Annotated in this window: 16 protein-coding genes; 8 read left to right on the top strand and 8 right to left on the bottom strand. The window is 62.0% G+C overall.

Annotated elements, in window-relative coordinates:
* Positions 1–63: 63 nt before the first annotated feature.
* Positions 64–2,295 carry a GTP diphosphokinase gene (relA, locus tag ACJ8QI_RS16665; RefSeq protein ID WP_060422513.1) on the bottom strand — a complete coding sequence of 744 codons (2,232 nt, stop codon included), beginning with the start codon at positions 2,293–2,295 and terminating at the stop codon, positions 64–66.
* A gap of 9 nt (positions 2,296–2,304) precedes the next feature.
* Positions 2,305–3,654, bottom strand: coding sequence for a 23S rRNA (uracil(1939)-C(5))-methyltransferase RlmD (gene rlmD / locus ACJ8QI_RS16660; protein ID WP_049200310.1), 1,350 nt, complete (start codon positions 3,652–3,654; stop codon positions 2,305–2,307).
* A gap of 66 nt (positions 3,655–3,720) precedes the next feature.
* Here rlmD and barA point away from each other — a divergent pair, with 66 nt between their 5' ends.
* A complete protein-coding gene (gene barA, locus ACJ8QI_RS16655) occupies positions 3,721–6,447 on the top strand; it encodes a two-component sensor histidine kinase BarA (RefSeq protein WP_421115330.1) in 2,727 nt (908 codons plus the stop codon).
* Between the two features lie 65 nt (positions 6,448–6,512).
* Here the strand turns inward: barA and degP are convergent, their stop codons facing one another.
* Positions 6,513–7,952 (bottom strand): serine endoprotease DegP, encoded by a 1,440-nt coding sequence (gene degP / locus ACJ8QI_RS16650; RefSeq protein WP_442532833.1) that lies wholly within the window; start codon positions 7,950–7,952, stop codon positions 6,513–6,515.
* A 179-nt stretch (positions 7,953–8,131) separates the two neighbouring features.
* A complete protein-coding gene (gene dgt, locus ACJ8QI_RS16645; RefSeq protein ID WP_025301593.1) occupies positions 8,132–9,649 on the bottom strand; it encodes a dGTPase in 1,518 nt (505 codons plus the stop codon).
* Positions 9,650–9,778: 129 nt separating this feature from the next.
* Between dgt and mtnN the strand changes: the two genes are divergently transcribed.
* From mtnN to ACJ8QI_RS16625, 4 genes are all read left to right on the top strand, one after another.
* Positions 9,779–10,480, top strand: coding sequence for a 5'-methylthioadenosine/S-adenosylhomocysteine nucleosidase (mtnN, locus tag ACJ8QI_RS16640; protein WP_049200308.1), 702 nt, complete (start codon positions 9,779–9,781; stop codon positions 10,478–10,480).
* A gap of 22 nt (positions 10,481–10,502) precedes the next feature.
* The gene (gene btuF, locus ACJ8QI_RS16635) at positions 10,503–11,288 is read left to right on the top strand and encodes a vitamin B12 ABC transporter substrate-binding protein BtuF (RefSeq protein WP_064290783.1); all 786 of its coding nucleotides are present in this window, start codon (positions 10,503–10,505) and stop codon (positions 11,286–11,288) included.
* On the top strand, positions 11,288–11,902 hold the full coding sequence (locus ACJ8QI_RS16630) for a TRIC cation channel family protein (protein WP_038873529.1): 615 nt from the start codon (positions 11,288–11,290) through the stop codon (positions 11,900–11,902). The genes btuF and ACJ8QI_RS16630 overlap by 1 nt, the downstream gene beginning before the upstream one ends.
* 200 nt (positions 11,903–12,102) lie before the next feature.
* A complete protein-coding gene (locus ACJ8QI_RS16625; RefSeq protein WP_139159353.1) occupies positions 12,103–12,351 on the top strand; it encodes a hypothetical protein in 249 nt (82 codons plus the stop codon).
* Between the two features lie 56 nt (positions 12,352–12,407).
* Here the strand turns inward: ACJ8QI_RS16625 and erpA are convergent, their stop codons facing one another.
* Both erpA and clcA read right to left on the bottom strand, forming a co-directional pair.
* A complete protein-coding gene (gene erpA / locus ACJ8QI_RS16620) occupies positions 12,408–12,752 on the bottom strand; it encodes an iron-sulfur cluster insertion protein ErpA (protein ID WP_033649222.1) in 345 nt (114 codons plus the stop codon).
* An 89-nt stretch (positions 12,753–12,841) separates the two neighbouring features.
* Positions 12,842–14,281 carry a H(+)/Cl(-) exchange transporter ClcA gene (gene clcA, locus ACJ8QI_RS16615; RefSeq protein ID WP_442532832.1) on the bottom strand — a complete coding sequence of 480 codons (1,440 nt, stop codon included), beginning with the start codon at positions 14,279–14,281 and terminating at the stop codon, positions 12,842–12,844.
* Positions 14,282–14,455: 174 nt separating this feature from the next.
* Here clcA and hemL point away from each other — a divergent pair, with 174 nt between their 5' ends.
* The gene (hemL, locus tag ACJ8QI_RS16610; RefSeq protein WP_100396057.1) at positions 14,456–15,745 is read left to right on the top strand and encodes a glutamate-1-semialdehyde 2,1-aminomutase; all 1,290 of its coding nucleotides are present in this window, start codon (positions 14,456–14,458) and stop codon (positions 15,743–15,745) included.
* A gap of 60 nt (positions 15,746–15,805) precedes the next feature.
* Here hemL and ampE read toward each other — a convergent pair whose 3' ends face one another.
* Positions 15,806–16,660, bottom strand: coding sequence for a beta-lactamase regulator AmpE (ampE, locus tag ACJ8QI_RS16605; RefSeq protein WP_033631795.1), 855 nt, complete (start codon positions 16,658–16,660; stop codon positions 15,806–15,808).
* Positions 16,660–17,256 (bottom strand): 1,6-anhydro-N-acetylmuramyl-L-alanine amidase AmpD, encoded by a 597-nt coding sequence (gene ampD / locus ACJ8QI_RS16600; RefSeq protein WP_147839739.1) that lies wholly within the window; start codon positions 17,254–17,256, stop codon positions 16,660–16,662. Before ampD ends, ampE begins: the two co-directional genes overlap by 1 nt.
* Positions 17,257–17,340: 84 nt before the next feature.
* Between ampD and nadC the strand changes: the two genes are divergently transcribed.
* Positions 17,341–18,231, top strand: coding sequence for a carboxylating nicotinate-nucleotide diphosphorylase (gene nadC, locus ACJ8QI_RS16595; protein ID WP_060422499.1), 891 nt, complete (start codon positions 17,341–17,343; stop codon positions 18,229–18,231).
* Positions 18,232–18,421: 190 nt separating this feature from the next.
* Positions 18,422–18,859, top strand: coding sequence for a prepilin peptidase-dependent pilin (ppdD, locus tag ACJ8QI_RS16590; RefSeq protein ID WP_060440768.1), 438 nt, complete (start codon positions 18,422–18,424; stop codon positions 18,857–18,859).

The raw sequence follows: 18,859 nt of genomic DNA, 5'->3' as shown, positions 1-18,859 counted from the left end.
CCGCCGAATTCATGGATTTCGGGCCGCATCCGCTATCGATACGGCCCGAAAGGCGATGTGGGCTTAGTTGCCGTGCAGACGCTTGGCGTCTATCACGTCCGGCAGCTGGTTCAGCTTCGCCAGCACCCGGCTCAGCACCTGCTGGTTGTAGATTTCGATATCCATGTCGATGGTGGCCAACTGCTTCTTGGTGTCGCTGCGGCTGGCGACGCCCAGTACGTTGACCTTTTCGTTGGCCAGAATGGTGGTAATGTCGCGCAGCAGCCCGCTGCGATCGTTGGCCATCACGCGCACCACCAGCGAATAACCGCTGGAGTAGCTTTCACCCCATACCGCGTCGACGATGCGCTCCGGCGCGTGCGATTGCAGATCGACCAGCTGATCGCAGTCCGCACGGTGGATCGAAATACCGCGCCCCTGGGTGATAAAGCCGACGATGTCGTCGCCCGGGATCGGCTGGCAGCAGCGGGCGATGTGGTGCATCAGGTTGCCCACGCCCTCCACCACCACCCGGCCATTGTCCTTGTTGCGGGTCGGCGGCGGCGCTTTCTGCTGCACCAGCTGGCGCAGCGCCTCGCGATCCTGCTCTTCGGCGCTCGGCTTGTTGAACTTGCCCTGCAAGTAATTCACCATCTGGTTCAGGCGAATGTCCCCACCGCCGATCGCCGCCAACACCTCGTCCAGCGAGTTCATGTTGTAGCGCGGGATCAACAGCTTCTCGGCCTCTTTCAGGCTGATGCCGAGATGCTCCAGTTCGTTGTCCAGCATCTGACGACCGGCGAGGATGTTCTTGTCGCGATCCTGCTTGCGGAACCAGTTATGGATCTTCGAGCGCCCGCGGCTGGTGGTGACATAGCCCAGGTTCGGGTTCAGCCAGTCGCGGCTCGGGTTCGGCTGCTTCTGGGTGATGATCTCAATCTGATCGCCCATCTTCAGCTGATAGGTAAACGGCACGATGCGGCCGCCGATCTTGGCGCCGATACAGCGGTGACCGACGTCGCTGTGAATGTGGTAAGCGAAATCGAGCGGCGTGGAGCCGGCCGGCAGATCCACCACGTCGCCTTTCGGCGTAAACACATAGACCCGATCGTCGAACACTTGGCTGCGCACTTCGTCGAGCATCTCGCCGGAGTCCGCCATCTCTTCCTGCCAGGCGATGAGCTTACGCAGCCAGGCGATGCGTTCTTCGTAGCCGGAGCGCACGGTCACGCCCGCGCCCTCTTTGTACTTCCAGTGCGCGGCCACGCCCAGCTCGGCGTCTTCATGCATTTGCCGGGTGCGGATCTGAATCTCGACGGTTTTGCCGCGCGGCCCCAGCACCACGGTGTGGATCGACTGGTAGCCGTTGGGTTTCGGGTTGGCGACGTAGTCGTCGAACTCGTCCGGCAGATGGCGGAAATGAGTATGCACGATGCCCAACGCCGCATAGCAATCCTGCAGGCGCTCCGCCACGATGCGCACCGCGCGCACGTCGAACAGTTCGTCGAACGCCAGGTGCTTTTTCTGCATCTTGCGCCAGATGCTGTAGATGTGTTTCGGCCGGCCGTAGATCTCCACCCGAATGCCTTCGCTGGCCATCTCGGTGCGCAGCCCGGCGACGAAATCGTCGATGAACTGTTCGCGATCGATGCGGCGCTCATGCAACAGCTTGGCGATGCGCTTGTATTCTTCCGGATGCAGGTAGCGGAAGCAGAAATCCTCCAGCTCCCACTTCAGCTGGCCGATGCCGAGCCGGTTGGCCAGCGGGGCGTAGATGTTGGAACATTCCTTCGCCGCCAGCACGCGTTCGTCTTCCGGCGCGTCTTTCACCTCGCGCAGATGGGCGATGCGCTCCGCCAGCTTGATGACCACGCAGCGGAAATCCTCCACCATCGCCAACAGCATGCGGCGCACGTTGTCGACCTGTTCGGAGGCCATCGAATCGTTTTGGGTGGCTTTCAGTTGGCGAATGGCGTCCATGTCGCGCACGCCGTGCACCAGCGCGACGATGCCCTTGCCGAACGCTTCGGTCAGGGTCTCTTCCTGCACGATGCCGGCGTCCACCAGCGGGAACAGCAGCGCGGCGCGCATGCTGTCGTTGTCCATGCTCAGCGTCGAGAGGATTTCCACCATCTCCAGACCGCGCCACAGCAGCAGCGAGGCGTCGGGATGGTTTTGGGTCTGCTGCTCACAATAACGCCAGGTTGCGGCCAATCGCTCACATGACTGCGGGTTAGGTAGCCCCAAGCCAGCGATCCACTCATCGAGAGCGAATTCACCCGCCGTATTCAGATGTGCACTTCTTACCGCAACCATAACTTCTCCCTACTTTGCAGCGACCTCTGGCGCGCGCTCGTTGATAAACAGCGCCATTGATTCAAGATGCCCCGTGTGCGGAAACATATCCAACATCCGCACGCGCGCAAGACGATAACCGGCGCTCAACAGCACTTTGCTGTCGCGAGCCAGCGTGGTGGGGTTACAGGAAACATACACCACCCGCGCCGGCGCCAGTTTTACAATGTGTGACATCACCCCGGCCGCACCGGCACGGGCGGGATCCAGCATCACCTTATCAAACCCTTGTGCTGCCCAAGGTTGCCGCGCAACGTCGTCCTCCAGATTCTCGTGGAAGAACGATGCATTATTCAGCTTATTCTTATGTGCATTATATTGCCCATTCGCTACCAGCGTGGCAACACCTTCGATGCCCACCACCGCAGCGGCCCGGCGCGCCAACGGCAGGGTGAAGTTGCCCATGCCGCAGAACAGGTCCAGCACCCGATCATTGGGTTGAATATCGAGCCATTCAAGGGCCTGCGCCACCATTTGTTGGTTTACAGCGTCATTGACCTGAATAAAGTCACGCGGGCTGAAGTCTAAGCGTAGCCCGTCAACCTGATAATACGGCGTGTCACCGCACAGTTTCTCCACGCGATCGCTGTCCGGCGCCAGATAGACGGCGACGTTTTCCCGCTCGCCAAACGCCAACAGCGCCTGCCGATCCGCCTCTTTCAGCGCGTCGAGATGGCGCAGCACCAGCAGCGGGCCGTTGTCCGCCAGCACCAGCTCCACATGCCCCAGCCGCCGCACCGCCTGCAGCCCGCTCAGGCAGGCGCGCACCGGCGCCAGCAGCTGTTCCAGCTCCGGCCGCAGCACCGGGCAGTGCTCCACCGCCACCAGCTCGCTGGAGGCCGCCTGTCGAAAGCCCATCATCAGGCGCTGCTGCTTGGGCTGCCACGTCAGGCTCAGGCGGGCGCGGCGGCGATAGCCGTATTCCGGGCCGGCGATCACCGGTTCCTGCTGCGGGGTCACCCCGGTTTCGCGGGCGATCATGCGCACCAGCGCTGCCGCCTTGCTCTGCTGCTGCAGCGCCTCATCCGCATGCTGCTGCTGGCAGCCGCCGCAGACGCCGAAATGCGGGCAGCGCGGCGCCACCCGCTGCGGGCTGCGGCTCAGCAGGCGTTTGAGCTTGCCTTTGGCGAACTGGCGCTTATCTTCGGTCAGCTGGATTTCCGCCTGCTCGCCCGGCAATACGCCCGGCACGAACACCGCTTTGCCGTCGTGGCGCGCCACGCCCTGGCCGAAAGGATCGAGATCGCTCACCGTCACGGTGAAGATTTGTGAGCTCTGCCGGGTCGTCACGCGGCGTTTGGGAGAGTAGAATTGCGCCATATTTGTCGATTGTGTGCTGGTTCATTAAGCTAGTGTCAGCTGTCAATTCTCCCACATTGGAATCCCATGACCAAATACAGCCTGCGTGCGCGCATGATGATCCTGATTCTGGCCCCGACCTTGCTGATTGGTTTGCTGCTCAGCACCTTCTTCGTGGTGCACCGCTATAACGAGCTGCAGGAGCAATTGGTCGACGCCGGCGCCAGCATCATCGAGCCGCTGGCGGTGGCCAGCGAGTACGGCATGACGTTCCGCAGCCGCGAATCGGTCAGGCAGCTGGTCAGTCTGTTGCACCGCCGCCATTCGGACATCGTGCGTTCGATCACCGTGTTCGATGCGCAGAATAATTTGTTCGTCACCTCCAATTATCATCACAACTTCGCTCAGCTACAGCTGCCGAAAGGCGTGCCGTTGCCCACCGAGCTGATGCTCACCCGACGCGGCGATTCGCTGATCCTGCGCACGCCGATCCTGTCGGAAAGCCAGTATCCGGATGAAACCGCCGACGGCGGCAGCCACCCCGACAACAACCTGGGCTATGTGGCGATCGAGCTGGATCTGCAGTCAGTGCGGCTGCAGCAATACAAAGAGGTCTTCGTCTCCACCCTGCTGCTGTTGCTGTGCATGTGCATCGCCATCCTGTTCGCTTACCGGCTGATGCGCGACGTGACCGGCCCGATCCGCAACATGGTGAACACCGTCGACCGCATCCGCCGCGGCCAGCTCGACAGCCGCGTGGAGGGCTACATGCTCGGCGAACTGCACATGCTGAAGAACGGCATCAACTCGATGGCGATGTCGCTCACCGCCTATCACGAAGAGATGCAGCAGAACATCGATCAGGCCACCTCCGACCTGCGTGAAACCCTGGAGCAGATGGAGATCCAGAACGTCGAGCTGGATCTGGCGAAAAAACGCGCGCAGGAGGCGGCGCGTATCAAGTCCGAATTCCTGGCCAACATGTCGCACGAGCTGCGTACACCGCTCAACGGCGTGATCGGCTTCACCCGCCAGATGCTGAAAACCGATCTGAGCGCGACCCAGACCGATTATTTGCAGACCATCGAACGCTCGGCCAACAACCTGCTGACCATCATCAACGACGTGCTGGACTTCTCCAAGCTGGAAGCCGGCAAGCTGGTGCTGGAGCATATTCCTTTCGCCCTGCGTGAAACGCTGGACGAAGTGGTGGTGTTGCTGGCGCCCAGCGCCCACGACAAGGGGCTGGAGCTGACGCTGGATGTGCACAACGACGTGCCGGAGCAGGTGATCGGCGACTCGCTGCGCCTACAGCAAATCATCACCAACCTGCTGGGCAACGCCATCAAGTTCACCGAAACCGGCAATATCGACATTCGCGTCGAGCTACGCAAACAGCTGGATCGCCGGGTGGAAGTGGAGGTGCAGATCCACGACACCGGCATCGGCATCTCCGAACGCCAGCAGTCGCAGCTGTTCCAGGCGTTCCGTCAGGCGGACGCCAGCATCTCCCGCCGCCACGGCGGTACCGGGCTGGGGCTGGTGATCACGCAAAAACTGGTGAAAGAAATGGGGGGCGATATCTGCTTCCACAGCCAGTTGAACCGCGGCTCGACCTTCTGGTTCCATATCACGCTGGATCTGAACGAGGGCATGCTGTCGCTGGCGCCGAGCCTGCCGGATCTGAGCGGCAAAACGCTCGCCTATATCGAGTCCAACCCGACGGCGGCGCAGGCGACGCTCAACATGCTCAGCATCACGCAGCTGGTGATCACCCACTCGCTGACGCTGGGCCAGTTGCCGCCAGGCCACTATGACTTCCTGCTGGCCGGCGTGCCCATCCCGTTCCGCGACAACATGGCGCAGCACGAGGACAAATTGCTGGCCTCGCTGAAGCTGGCCGATCGGGTGATTCTGGCGCTGCCGTGCCAGGCGCAGATCGACGCCGAACTGCTTAAACAACAAGGCGCGCTCGGCTGTCTGATCAAGCCGATCACCAGCACCCGACTGTTCCCTCTGCTCCGGATGGAAGCGCCGGCACGCCTCACCGCGCAGCCTGAGCGTAAACGCCTGCCGCTGACGGTGATGGCGGTTGACGACAACCCGGCCAACCTGAAGCTGATCGGCACGCTGCTGGGGGAACAGGTAGAAAAAACCCTGCTGTGCGAGAGCGGTGAGGAAGCGCTGGCGCTGGCGCGCGACAACGTGCTGGATTTGATCCTGATGGACATTCAGATGCCGAAGATGGACGGCATTCACGCCAGCGAGCTGATCCGCCAGCTGCCGCATCACAACTCCACGCCGATCGTCGCCGTTACCGCCCATGCCGCCAGCGGCGAGCGCGAGCACCTGCTGCAGGCCGGGATGGACGACTATCTGGCCAAACCGATCGACGAGAAAATGCTGACCCGCGTGCTGTCGCGCTACCACAGCGGCGACGTGGAAAACGCCATCGCCGACGACGCACCGCTGTCGCTCGACTGGCCGCTGGCGCTGCGTCAGGCGGCCAACAAACCGGACCTGGCGCGCGATCTGCTGCAAATGCTGCTCGATTTCCTGCCGCAGGTGCGCGAACGGGTACAGGCGCTGCTCGACGGCCAGCATGACGACGAGATCCTCGATCTGGTCCATAAGCTGCACGGCAGCTGCAGCTACAGCGGCGTGCCGCGCCTCAAGCAGCTGTGTTTCTACCTCGAGCGGCAGCTGCGTCAGGGCATCACCAACGACGAACTGGAGCCGGAGTGGCTGGAGCTGTTGGATGAGATTGAACTGGTGATCCACGCGGCGCGCGCGCATCTGGCGCAACCCGCCTGAATCCTCAGGCCATAACGCAAAAAGGCACGCCGCAGCGTGCCTTTGTTTTTAACGCCTGACGCCTATCACTGCGCCAGCAGGTACAGCTGGCTCTCGCCGCGCTGAATATTCAACGCCAGCACCGACGGCTTGCTGTCGAGGATTTTACGCAGCTCACCCAGGTTCTGGATCGGCTGCTGGTTCACGCCCAGGATCACGTCGCCCTTTTTCAGGCCGATGCGCGCCGCGGCGCTGCCGGCTTTCACGCTGTCGACCTTGACACCCTTCACGTTGCCGACCTGGGTATTGCTCAGCTCGGCGCCTTCGATGCCGGTGTAGATATTGCCCGAGGCCACCTGGGTCTGCGCGCTTTGCTCCAGCGTGACGTCAATCGTCACCGGCTTGCCGTCGCGAATAATGCCCAGCGACATCTTGCTGCCGACCGGCAGCGTGCCGATCTCCGCCCGGAACGAGGCGAAGCTGGAGATGGCCTTGCCGTTCATGGTGACGATCACGTCGCCGGCCTTGATGCCCGCCTTCGCCGCGGAAGACTTCGGCATCACCTGGCTGACGAAGGCCCCGCGCTGCGCGTCGACCTTCATCGCCTTGGCCAGCTCAGAGTTCAGCTCGGTACCCATGATGCCCAGCTCGCCGCGTTTCACCTGGCCATATTCGACCATTTGCGCCGTCAGGTTTTTCACCATGTTGCTCGGAATGGCGAAGCCGATACCGATGTTACCGCCGTCCGGCGCCAGGATCGCGGTGTTGATGCCGATCAGCTCACCGTTCAGGTTAACCAGCGCACCGCCGGAGTTACCGCGGTTGATCGCCGCATCGGTCTGGATAAAGTTTTCGTAGTTTTCGATGTTCAGGCCGCTGCGCCCCAGGGCGGATACGATACCCGAGGTGGCGGTTTCACCCAGCCCGTACGGGTTGCCGATCGCCACGGTGTAATCGCCAACGCGCAGCTGATCGGAATCCGCCATCTTGATCGCCGTCAGATTCTTGAAGTCTTTCAGCTGGATCAGCGCAATATCGGAACGCGAATCCTTGCCGATCACCTTGGCGTCGAAACGGCGGCCGTCGCTCAGCTGCACCTGGATCTTGTTGGCGTTGTCCACCACGTGGTTATTGGTCACCACGTAGCCCTTGGCGGCATCGATGACCACCCCGGCGCCCAGCGCCTGGAATTTCTGCTGCGTGCCCTGCGGCTGGCCATCCGGCCCAGGCTGTTCGCCGCCCTGACACATCGGCGAGCCCTGGAACGGCGAGCCGTCTTGGCAGAACGGTGAATCTTCGCCGAAGAACTGTTGGAACTGCTGCGGCATGCGCGGCGTATTGACCGTGGTGCTGCCCTCAACGTTAATGCTCACCACGGAAGGCATTACCTTTTCCAGCATCGGCGCCAGGCTCGGCAGCTGTTGGGTGCTGGAAGAGGCGGTTTCAGCGGCGCTGGCCGTGACCGGGCCCATCGCCATACCGATACTGAATGCCAGTGCGCTCAGAACTAATGCGGTTTTTTTCATCTGTGTGTCTCTTATAAAGTCGTTCAAAAAGAATGGCTGTCTTGCGTGCTTATTCAGAGTTAATTAATAGCCCGAAGTTCCGGCACAGATGATTGGCAATAGTAAACAAATATTGTCCGTCTTTACAAAACTCGAGACAGCCAACCGATTGGAATTGCTAAAATTATTCTTCAGCGTAATTATTCCGCCGCCATCAATCGACGATATTCGTCATAGGCGTAAAGGTCGGTCATTCCGCTGATATAGTCCTGCAATAAACGCGCGCGGAAATAATATTCCCGAATGGCTTGCTGCTCCGGCGATAAATGCTGCAGCCCCTCTACCGCCTCCGCATACGCCAGCCGATGCTTGGTGGACAGCTTGTGGAACAGGCGCGTTTCGATCGGGTAAGCGCGATGGCTGTCCTCGCGCACCAGCTGGCTGAAGTCCGCCAGCGACATCGCCAACAGCGGGCTGTAAATGTCCAGCAGGCCGCTGATCACCCGGTAGCCTTGCAGCTCGAGTTGCTCGACCTCCGGGTGGTTGAACACGTGCTTGAACGCCACATTTTTAAATATTTTCAGCAGCCGGTACGCCGGGCTGGAGTCCTCCAGCAGCGCCTGATTGAAACTGCCCTGATAGACCGCATCCAGATTGTCGATAAAGCGCTGCGCCGCGTGCGGCACCAGCCGCGCCACGGTAAACACCCGCAGATACATGAAGAACTGATCTTCCGCGCTGCGCCGCGCGCCGCCGCGATCGATCTTGCGAAACGCGCTGGCGACGGTCTTGTCGAACAGATCGCCCGGCACCACCTCGCCCCACTCCTGAATCAGGTGCTGATACAGCTGCTCGACGGTGAAAATGCTCTTCTCCACCGCGTCTTCCAGATCGGCCACGCAGTACGAGATATCGTCGGCGGCCTCCATGATATAGGTCAGCGGGAAACGATCGAACTCGCCCATGTGCAGCTCGCGCCGCAGCCGATCGACGAAGGCCTCTTCCGCCAGATAGTAGCCGGGCTTTTTCATCAGGTAACTGTGGCTGGCGGGGATGTCGCTCGCCCAGTAGGCCGGGCGGGTGTATTTCAAAATGCATCCGACCTGCGCGTAGGTCAGGTTGAGCTTGAGCAGGCTGTACACCATGCGGATCGCTTGGGCATTGCCCTCGAAGTGGCTGAGATCCTGACGGATCCGGCTGCGCAGCCGGTTCAGATCGCTCTCCCCCTCATGCAGGCGCAGCGTCGCCACCTGGCAGCGATCGTGGCTGCCCGGCTCGCTGCCGCAGCTGGCGGGATCGAGCCGTTGGGCAAACCAGTCGTTGATCGCCGACTCGCCGAAGTGACCGAACGGCGGATTGCCGATGTCGTGCATCAGGCAGGCCATTTCCACGATGCTTTCAAACGGATCGAGCAGCCGGGTCAGGCCGAGCTCATCAATTCTCCCCGCCTGTTTGAAGCGGTTGAGGATCTCTTTGGCGATGTGGCGCCCAACCTGCTGCACCTCCATCGAGTGCGTCAGGCGGCTGCGCACCGCCGCGTTGCGCTCCAGCGGAAACACCTGGGTTTTTTGCTGCAGACGGCGAATGGCGGCCGAGTTGACGATGCGCCCGCGATCGCTCTCGAATTGCCGCACGATGTCGTACTCTTCCTCGGCCTCGATCGGTTTGCTGAAAGGCCGTTGGAAGCTGATTTTTTGCTTGAAGTCGATCCCGGACATCTGTTTCTCCGCCGTTGCGCCCTGCCCCCGTGATAACAATTCCCGGCAGCGGATGCAACGCATTATCTCTCATACACAGCCATGATAGACTATGCCGCAATTCTCACGGCCAATCAGCGAGTGTTATTTATGAAAGTAGGCATCATCGGCGCAATGGAGCAGGAAGTCACCCTGCTGCGCGATCAAATCGAAAACCGTCAAACCATCCAGCGTGCGGGCTGCGAAATCTACACCGGCCAGATCGGCGGCGTTGACGTGGCTCTGCTGAAATCCGGCATCGGTAAAGTCTCGGCGGCCATGGGCACCACCCTGCTGCTGGAACACTGCAGCCCGGATCTGGTGATCAACACCGGTTCCGCCGGCGGCCTGGCCAGCACCCTGCGCGTGGGCGATATCGTGGTGTCGGAAGAAGTGCGCTACCACGACGCCGACGTCACCGCCTTCGGCTACGAGCCGGGCCAGATGGCCGGCTGCCCGGCGGCGTTCGTCGCCGACGACGCGCTGATCGCGCTGGCGGAAAGCTGCATCAAACAGCTGGATCTGCACGCGGTGCGCGGCCTGATCTGCAGCGGTGACGCCTTCATCAACGGCGCCGAGCCGCTGGCGCGCATTCGCGCCACCTTCCCGCGCGTCGCCGCCGTGGAAATGGAAGCCGCAGCGATCGCCCACGTCTGCCATCTGTTCGGCACGCCGTTCGTGGTGGTGCGCGCCATTTCCGACGTCGCCGACAGCGAATCGCACATGAGCTTTGACGAGTTCCTGGTGGTAGCGGCCAAGCAGTCTACGCTGATGGTCAACGCCATGCTGCAAACCCTGGCCAAGCGCGGTTGATGTGAGGCTGCGCTTCACCTCGATGCTCTGTCTGTTGGCGCTCTGGCTGGCCATGCCGGCCGGCGCCGCTCAGCGGGTGATCAGCCTGGCGCCCAACGCGACCGAACTCGCCTATGCCGCCGGCATGGGCGATGTGCTGGTGGCGGCGAGCGCCTATTCCGATTATCCGCCGCAGGCCGCCAAGCTGGAGCAGGTAGCCTCCTGGCAGGGCATCAATCTGGAGCGGGTGCTGGCGCTCAAGCCGGACCTGATCCTCGCCTGGCGCGGCGGCAATCCGCAGCGCGTGCTGGATCAGCTCGCCGCGTTCGGCATCCCGATTTTCTATGCGGACGCCGACACCCTCGAAGGGATCGCCGGTTTGCTGGACCAGCTGGCGCAATACAGCCCGCACCCGGAGCAGGCGCATCAGGCGGCGGAGGGCCTTCGCCGCCAGTTCGCCGCTCTCAAACAACAGTATGCCGCTAACCCATCGCGGCGCGTGCTGCTGCAGTTCGGCACCCAGCCACTGTTCACCAGCGCCGGCGCCACATTGCAAAGCCAGGTGCTGGCGCTGTGCGGCGGGCAGAACGTCTTCGCCGACAGCCGCACCCCTTGGCCGCAGATCAGCCGCGAGCAGGTGTTGGCGCGCCAGCCGCAGGCCATCGTCATCACCGGGGGCGCGAAAGAAGCCGCCAGTGTGAAAGCCTTCTGGGCCCCGCAGCTGCAGGTGCCGGTGATCGCGCTGAACGAAGACTGGTTCAACCGCGGCGGGCCGCGCATTGCGTTGGCGGCGCAGCAGCTGTGCCGCCAGCTGGCGGAGATCCGCTGATGCTGGTGTTCTGGTTGGATATTCTCGGCACCGCGGTGTTCGCCGTCTCCGGCGTGCTGTTGGCCGGCAAGCTGCGCATGGATCCGTTCGGCGTGCTGGTCTTGGGTGTGGTCACCGCGGTCGGCGGCGGCACCATCCGCGACATGGCGCTGGCCAACGGCCCGGTGTTCTGGGTCAAGGATCCCACCGATTTGGTGGTGGCGATGATCACCTGCGTCTTGACGCTGCTGCTGGTGCGCCAGCCGCGCCGGCTGCCGAAGTGGGTGCTGCCGGTGCTGGACGCCGTCGGGCTGGCGGTGTTCGTCGGCATCGGCGTCAACAAGGCCTTCGCAGCCGGCACCGGCCCGCTGGTGGCAATCTGCATGGGGGTGATCACCGGCGTCGGCGGCGGCATTATCCGCGACGTGCTGGCGCGCGAGATCCCGATGATCCTGCGCACCGAAATTTACGCCACCGCCTGCATCATCGGCGGCATCGTGCACGCCACGGCGTTTTACACCTTCCACATGCCGCTGCAACAGGCCATGATGCTGGGCATGATCATCACCCTGGCCATTCGCCTCGCAGCCATCCGCTGGCACCTCAAACTGCCCGCCTTTATTCTCGAACGCTGAGCCGTCGCCCTGCGGGGCGACGCTTTGCAACGCCGCACCTGGTGATTTATTAGACTATTAACGGGGTTGATGGTATTATTTTCGACCAAAAAATAGCGTAGTGACGATGTAAAATTCTGTTATCCGCAGGTTAATTCCTTTCCCGCGCTGTTAAAACTTTTTAACTTTTTGCCGATAAGTCATCACAAGATGGCTTACGGATGACTATTCCCGCAATGATGAAAAAAATTCTGCTTGCCTGCTGTGGCACCCTGCTGAGTGGCGCCGCGTATGCCGATGCCGTCAGCGGCCAGATCGGCGTTACCCTGACCATTGAACCGCAATGCGCCGTGCGCCTCGAGGCCGCCGCCCCACAGGCCGAATGCAGCCACGCAACGGCGCAGCCGAACATCATCCACAGCCCACCGGCACAGGAGAATGGTGCAGAAGTGATCCTCGTGGAATGGTAGGCATAAAAAAACCCGCCGGCCGTAAGGCGAGCGGGTTGCTATTCTGACAGGCAAACTCAGATGCTGAACGACGAACCGCAACCGCAGGTGGTTTTGGCATTCGGGTTGGTCACCACGAAGCGCGACCCTTCCAGCCCTTCGGTGTAGTCCACCGAGCCGCCGACCAGATACTGCAGGCTCATCGGATCGACCACCAGCGCCACGCCCTGCTTCTCGATGGTCATGTCGCCATCGTTGACCTTGTCGTCAAAAGTGAAGCCGTACTGGAATCCGCTGCAGCCGCCGCCGGTAATGTAAACCCGCAACTTCAGGTTCGGATTTTCTTCGTCAGCAATCAGGAACTTAACCTTGCTTGCTGCTGCCTCGGTAAATTGCAGGGGCAGTGCCGTTTGATCACTCATACTCTTTACTCCCAACATTGTTCAGCATCAGATCGCGACTATGGCTGCCTGATTAATATTAACGATTATCCGATACCTGAGTGTTGCGTTCAAGTATTCACCGCATTTGTTGTATTTTCCTTACCTGTTTTCTCCGCCGCTTCCCGCGCCAGCTGCGCCTCCTGCCTTTGCAGCGTGCGGGCCAGGATCGACGAATACAGCGGCTTGCCGCCGAGCAGCTGCGCCACCACCGTGGCGCCGAGGCAGGTGATGATCATCGGTAAAATGAGTTGGTAGTTGTCGGTCATTTCCAGTACCAGCACGATGCCGGTCAGCGGGGCGCGCACCGTAGCGGCGAACAGCGCCCCCATGCCGGCGATGGCGAAGGTGCCCGCCTCGATGCCGTACTGCGGGAACAGATGCGCCCCCGCCAGCCCAAAGGCGGTGCCGAACAGCGTGCCCAGCGCCAGCATCGGCGCAAAGATGCCGCCCGGCGCGCCGGAGCCGAAGCACAGCAGCGTAGTGAAGATGCGGGTAATAAAGATGAACATCAACATGCCGACGCTGTAATTGCCCGCCGCGGCGATCGGGATCAACCCAAAGCCGCCGCCCGCCGCCTCCGGCTGGATCAGCCCCAGAATGCCGCACACGCCGCCGAGCAGCCCGCCCATCAGCAAAATATTGCGCATTCTGCCGCCGTGCAGGCGCGCAAACATGTCTTGAGTGCGGAAAATCAGCGCGTTGAACCCCACGCCCACCGCACCGAATATCGCCCCCAGCACCAGATAGAGCCACAGGGTATTGATGGGCGCCGAAGAAAGTTTGTCGACCGCGATCACCGAACCCTGGCCGTTAAACAGCTGGAATACCACGCTCGACATGATCACGCCGATAAACACCGCTTTAATCGAGATCAGGTTGTAGCGGAACTGCGGCCGCATCTCTTCGATGATGAACAAGATGCCGGCTAGCGGCGCGTTGAACGCGGCGGACAACCCGGCGGCGGCCCCGGTCGCCAGCAGCGTATGACGCGCCTCGGCGCCGCGAATGCGCAGCACGTCCAATACCATGCGCCCGACGTTGCCGCCCATTTGCACCGTGGGGCCTTCGCGCCCCAGCACCATGCCCGCCCCCAGCGTGCCCATGCCGCCGATGAATTTCACCGGGATCACGCGCCACCAGCGCACCGGCCGCAGCTCCTCCAGCGCGCCTTCGATCTCCGGAATGCCCGAGCCGCTCGCCTCAGGCGCAAAGCGCCGCACCAGGTAATAGCCCAGCGCCGCCAGCGCGGCGGACAGGATAAACGCCAGCGGCCACACCAGGATCCAGGAGTCGGCGACCTGCGCCAGCGAAGCCAGCCGCTGCTGCTGCACCCACTCCACCGCCTTATCGAAGGCCACGCCGAGCAAACCGGCCAGCGTCCCCACCAGCGCGGCCATTACCAGGATCGCCACCGGGGTCTTATCGCGGCGAATAAACTGACGCACCGCATCGCTGCGGCTAAGACGCGGGCTCAACGTCCCGACTGGCTGTGATTGTGATTCCGTCATCGCGAGTAATTCGTCAGGTAATTTGTAATACAAATAGGCAAGGCGGTTATTCTACCCCAACCCGGTGGCGGGCGCTGCCGTTAATGGTATCTGACTGTGATCGTTTCATAACGCGGCGCTCTCCTCTAGAATAGCGCGGTCAAATCATTCAAAAGAGAATCCAGGAGCCGATTTATGAGCCTACACAGCAAGTCCGAAAGTCTGTACGCCCAGGCGCAACAGTTGATCCCCGGTGGGGTGAACTCTCCGGTGCGTGCATTCACCGGCGTAGGCGGTGTGCCGCTGTTTATCGAGCGGGCTGACGGGGCTTACCTGTTCGATGCCGACGGCAAGGCCTATATCGACTATGTCGGTTCCTGGGGGCCGATGGTGCTGGGGCACAACCACCCGGCGATCCGCGACGCGGTGATCGAAGCGGCGCAGCGCGGCCTGAGCTTCGGCGCGCCGACCGAGATGGAAGTCAAAATGGCGCAGCTGGTCACCGAACTGGTGCCTACCATGGATATGGTGCGTATGGTGAACTCGGGCACCGAAGCCACCATGAGCGCCATCCGTCTGGCGCGCGGCTACACCAACCGCGACAAAATCATCAAGTTCGAAGGCTGCTACCACGGCCACGCCGACTGCCTGCTGGTGAAAGCCGGTTCCGGTGCGCTGACCCTCGGCCAGCCGAACTCACCGGGCGTGCCGGCCGACTTCGCCAAGCACACCCTGACCTGCACCTATAACGACCTGGATTCGGTGCGGGCCGCCTTCGAGCAGTACCCGTCCGAGATCGCCTGTATCATCGTCGAGCCGGTTGCCGGCAACATGAACTGCGTGCCGCCGCTGCCGGAATTCCTGCCGGGCCTGCGCGCCCTGTGCGACAAGTACGGCGCGCTCTTGATCATCGATGAAGTGATGACCGGTTTCCGCGTGGCGCTGGCCGGCGCACAGTCCTATTACGGCGTCGAGCCGGATCTGACCTGCCTCGGCAAAATCATCGGCGGCGGCATGCCGGTGGGCGCCTTCGGCGGCCGCCGCGACGTGATGGACGCGCTGGCGCCGACCGGCCCGGTCTACCAGGCGGGCACCCTGTCCGGCAACCCGATCGCCATGGCGGCGGGCTATGCCTGCCTGACCGAAGTATCACAGGTAGGCGTGCACCAGACGCTGACCGAACTGACTGAAATGCTGGCCGCAGGCCTGCTGCATGCGGCGCAGGAAGAGAATATCCCGCTGGTAGTCAACAACGTCGGCGGCATGTTCGGCCTGTTCTTCACCGACGCGCCGACAGTGACCAGCTATCAGGACGTGATGCAGTGCGATGTGGAACGCTTCAAACGCTTCTTCCACCTGATGCTGGAGGAAGGGGTGTATCTGGCGCCGTCCGCCTTCGAAGCGGGCTTCATGTCCGTGGCGCACAGCAAGGAAGACATTCAGCGCACCATCGACGCCGCACGTCGCTGCTTCGCCAAGCTGTAATCCCGGCCGGATGGCCAAAAAAACGGGCGCCTCGGCGCCCGTTTTGTTTTTCGCTGACGCTTAAAGCAGCGTGCCGTAAATGGTCAACAGCGCCACTACCACCACGATGATCATCGTCACCTTGCGAGCCAGCGTCACCGCCGCCCGCGGCGTTTGCACCGGATCCATATGCGGATCGCGCGCCAGCGAGAACTGCGCCAGCCGCGTCAACACCTGATACGACGACGAATGCCGATCCCCCAGCGAGGCGAACCAGGCCGGCAGCGCACGCTCGCCGTGGCCGAACAGCGCGTAGGCCACCCCGGCCAAACGCACCGGGATCCAGTCCAGCCAGTTCAGCAGATGATCGATACCCGACTGCGAACGCTCCAGCGGCGTATTGTGGCGCGCCAGCCAGGTTTGATAGGCGCGCAGGAAGGCATACCCCGCCAACGCGATCGGCCCGTAAGGCCCAAAGACCACGAACCAGAACAGCGGCGCCAGGTAATAGCGGAAGTTGATCCACAGCAGCGCGTTTTGCAGCTCGCGCAGGCGCAGCTCTTCGCTGCAGTCCACCGGCAAACCGTGGATCAACGCCAGCTCTTCCGCCATCTGATCGCTGGCGTGGGTATCGCCCTGCCGCGCCGCTTTGAGGTAGGCGCGGTAGTGTTTGCGCTTGATGCCGGCGCCGACGCACAGCAGATCGATGACGATCCACAGCAGCAGCGTCACCACGCCGAAGAACAATCCGTGAGACAGCCACAGAACGCCCCAGACGATCACCATCCAGGCGGCAGTCATCGCCAGCGTCTGCGCTAGCGAAACCCGATGCAGCCGCTGAAACACCACTTCGAGACGGTGATCCAACTGCCAGTGTTCTCCCAGCTTAAACAGGCGCTCCCAGGCCAAAACCAGCAACAGCGTAAACAGCGTCATTAGCGATTCCTCTCCCTTTTTCTTGCCTCAAGCATAGCGTCGACGGACGCGTCGCGTTGTTCCAGAGATGCCAGATAGCGATCCCAATCGAACGCCGGCCCGGGATCGGTCTTGCGGCCGGGGGCGATATCGCAATGCCCGGCGATATTGGCCACCAGCGGCGGATAATGTTCGGCCAGCAGCGCGGTGACAACCTGCAGCGTGCGGTATTGCGCCTCGGTGTAAGGCAACAGATCGGTGCCTTCCAGCTCGATGCCGATGGAGAAATCGTTGCACCGATCGCGCCCCTGATACAGGGAAACGCCCGCGTGCCAGGCGCGCTGGTCGAAGGGCACATACTGCACGATCTCCCCGTCGCGGCGGATCAGACAGTGCGCAGACACCCGCAGCTGATGGATCTCGGCGAAATAGGGGTGCTGCGCGGGATCGAGCGTGCCGGTGAACAGCTGGTCGATATAGGGGCCGCCGAATTCGCCGGGCGGCAGGCTGATGTTGTGGATGACCAGCAGCGAGGGGGGCTCGTCATCCGGACGCCGATCGCAGTGCGGCGAGACCACTCGCGTCACCCCGACAATCCAGCCATTTTCCAACTGCATCAGACACCTCTCTGCGGTGGTACTTATTCCTGCAACAGAGTAGCATGTTCCCCTACGATCTAACCGTCCATTTCGGAGTTTTCCATGCCGACACGCCGCTACAGTGCCGACCGTCGCCGCACCGAGCTTCTTGAACGAATTGAAAGTGATATTCCCTATGCCGTCGCCCAGGCGCTGCGCGAAGACCTGGGGGGTGAAGTCGACGCCGGGCGCGATATTACCGCGCAATTGTTACCGGCGGACAAGCAGGCCGAAGCCACCGTCATCACCCGCGAAGCCGGCGTATTCTGTGGCCGCCGCTGGCTGAATGAGGTCTTTATTCAATTGGGCAACCAGGTGCAGGTGGAGTGGCTGGTGGCGGACGGCGACCGTCTGACGCCGAACCAACCGCTTTGCCGGCTGCGCGGCCCCGCGCGGGTGATGCTGACCGGCGAGCGCACCGCGCTGAACTTCGTGCAGACGCTCTCCGGCGTGGCGACCGAAGTCAGCCGCTACGTGGCCCTGCTGGAAGGCACCCGGACTCGCCTGCTCGATACCCGCAAGACCCTGCCCGGCCTGCGCACCGCGCTGAAATACGCCGTACTGTGCGGGGGCGGCAGCAACCATCGGCTGGGGCTGTCCGACGCCTTCCTGATCAAGGAAAACCACATCATCGCCTCCGGCTCTATCAAGAACGCGGTGGAAAAAGCCTTCTGGCTGCACGCCGACGTGCCGGTGGAAGTGGAAGTCGAATCGCTCGATGAGCTGCAGCAGGCGCTGGATGCCGGTGCCGATATCATCATGCTGGACAACTTCAGCGTCGAGATGATGCGTCAGGCGGTCGCTCAAACCCAGGGCCGCGCCCAGCTGGAGGTGTCCGGCAACGTCACCAGCGAGACGCTGCGCACCTTTGCCGAGACCGGCGTGGATTACATTTCGGTCGGTGCGCTGACCAAGCACATCACTGCACTCGATCTGTCGATGCGCTTCAAATGATCCCCCTCGCCCCCGGCCGCTGTCGGGGGCGTTACCGTAAAATTGCGAACCTCCTCTCACCGTTTTTTTCACCGCTGCAAACGACATCATTACTGATGGAAGCGCGCCGAGAAACGCGCAAAAGCCCCTCGCCGAGCCCCCGAGCAAGCCGCTACCGTTGTCTTCCACACCCCAATGGAGAAAACAACGTATGGAAACGCAACGCGGCTTTACCCTGATAGAACTGATGGTGGTGATCGCCATCATCGCCATCCTCAGCGCCATCGGCATCCCTGCCTACCAACGCTACATCCAGAAAGCGGCAATGACCGACATGCTGCAAACCATGGCGCCGTATAAACTGGCGGTCGAGCTGTGCGTGCTGGACGAAGGCGCCCCCACCGGCTGTGAGGCCGGCAGCAAAGGCATTCCCACCGACGGCACGTCGCGTTACGTCAGTGGGGTGAAAGTCGCCAAAGGCGTGATCACGCTGACCGGCACCCAAACGCTGCAGGGGCTGGCGGTGGCATTAACCCCCAAAGCGAACGCCGATGGGCTGACCCGCTGGAGCCGGCTGTGCAGCAGCGAAAACGCAACGCTGGTTGAGGTGTGCCAGGAAGTCTTCCGCTTCGACAACGCGGCGGAGTAA

The sequence above is a fragment of the Serratia sp. CY84636 genome (assembly GCF_052166245.1).
Lineage (GTDB): Bacteria > Pseudomonadota > Gammaproteobacteria > Enterobacterales > Enterobacteriaceae > Serratia > Serratia nevei.
The sequence above is the reverse complement of the archived record's forward strand: the minus strand, read 5'-3'. Positions and strand labels throughout refer to the sequence as shown.

Excerpts from the sequence above, each read along its gene's own strand:
- relA (WP_060422513.1), bottom strand. The coding sequence starts at position 2,295 with ATGGTTGCGGTAAGAAGTGCACATCTGAATACGGCGGGTGAATTCGCT.
- rlmD (WP_049200310.1), bottom strand. The coding sequence starts at position 3,654 with ATGGCGCAATTCTACTCTCCCAAACGCCGCGTGACGACCCGGCAGAGC.
- barA (WP_421115330.1), top strand. The coding sequence starts at position 3,721 with ATGACCAAATACAGCCTGCGTGCGCGCATGATGATCCTGATTCTGGCC.
- degP (WP_442532833.1), bottom strand. The coding sequence starts at position 7,952 with ATGAAAAAAACCGCATTAGTTCTGAGCGCACTGGCATTCAGTATCGGT.
- dgt (WP_025301593.1), bottom strand. The coding sequence starts at position 9,649 with ATGTCCGGGATCGACTTCAAGCAAAAAATCAGCTTCCAACGGCCTTTC.
- mtnN (WP_049200308.1), top strand. The coding sequence starts at position 9,779 with ATGAAAGTAGGCATCATCGGCGCAATGGAGCAGGAAGTCACCCTGCTG.
- btuF (WP_064290783.1), top strand. The coding sequence starts at position 10,503 with ATGCTCTGTCTGTTGGCGCTCTGGCTGGCCATGCCGGCCGGCGCCGCT.
- ACJ8QI_RS16630 (WP_038873529.1), top strand. The coding sequence starts at position 11,288 with ATGCTGGTGTTCTGGTTGGATATTCTCGGCACCGCGGTGTTCGCCGTC.
- ACJ8QI_RS16625 (WP_139159353.1), top strand. The coding sequence starts at position 12,103 with ATGACTATTCCCGCAATGATGAAAAAAATTCTGCTTGCCTGCTGTGGC.
- erpA (WP_033649222.1), bottom strand. The coding sequence starts at position 12,752 with ATGAGTGATCAAACGGCACTGCCCCTGCAATTTACCGAGGCAGCAGCA.
- clcA (WP_442532832.1), bottom strand. The coding sequence starts at position 14,281 with ATGACGGAATCACAATCACAGCCAGTCGGGACGTTGAGCCCGCGTCTT.
- hemL (WP_100396057.1), top strand. The coding sequence starts at position 14,456 with ATGAGCCTACACAGCAAGTCCGAAAGTCTGTACGCCCAGGCGCAACAG.
- ampE (WP_033631795.1), bottom strand. The coding sequence starts at position 16,660 with ATGACGCTGTTTACGCTGTTGCTGGTTTTGGCCTGGGAGCGCCTGTTT.
- ampD (WP_147839739.1), bottom strand. The coding sequence starts at position 17,256 with ATGCAGTTGGAAAATGGCTGGATTGTCGGGGTGACGCGAGTGGTCTCG.
- nadC (WP_060422499.1), top strand. The coding sequence starts at position 17,341 with ATGCCGACACGCCGCTACAGTGCCGACCGTCGCCGCACCGAGCTTCTT.
- ppdD (WP_060440768.1), top strand. The coding sequence starts at position 18,422 with ATGGAAACGCAACGCGGCTTTACCCTGATAGAACTGATGGTGGTGATC.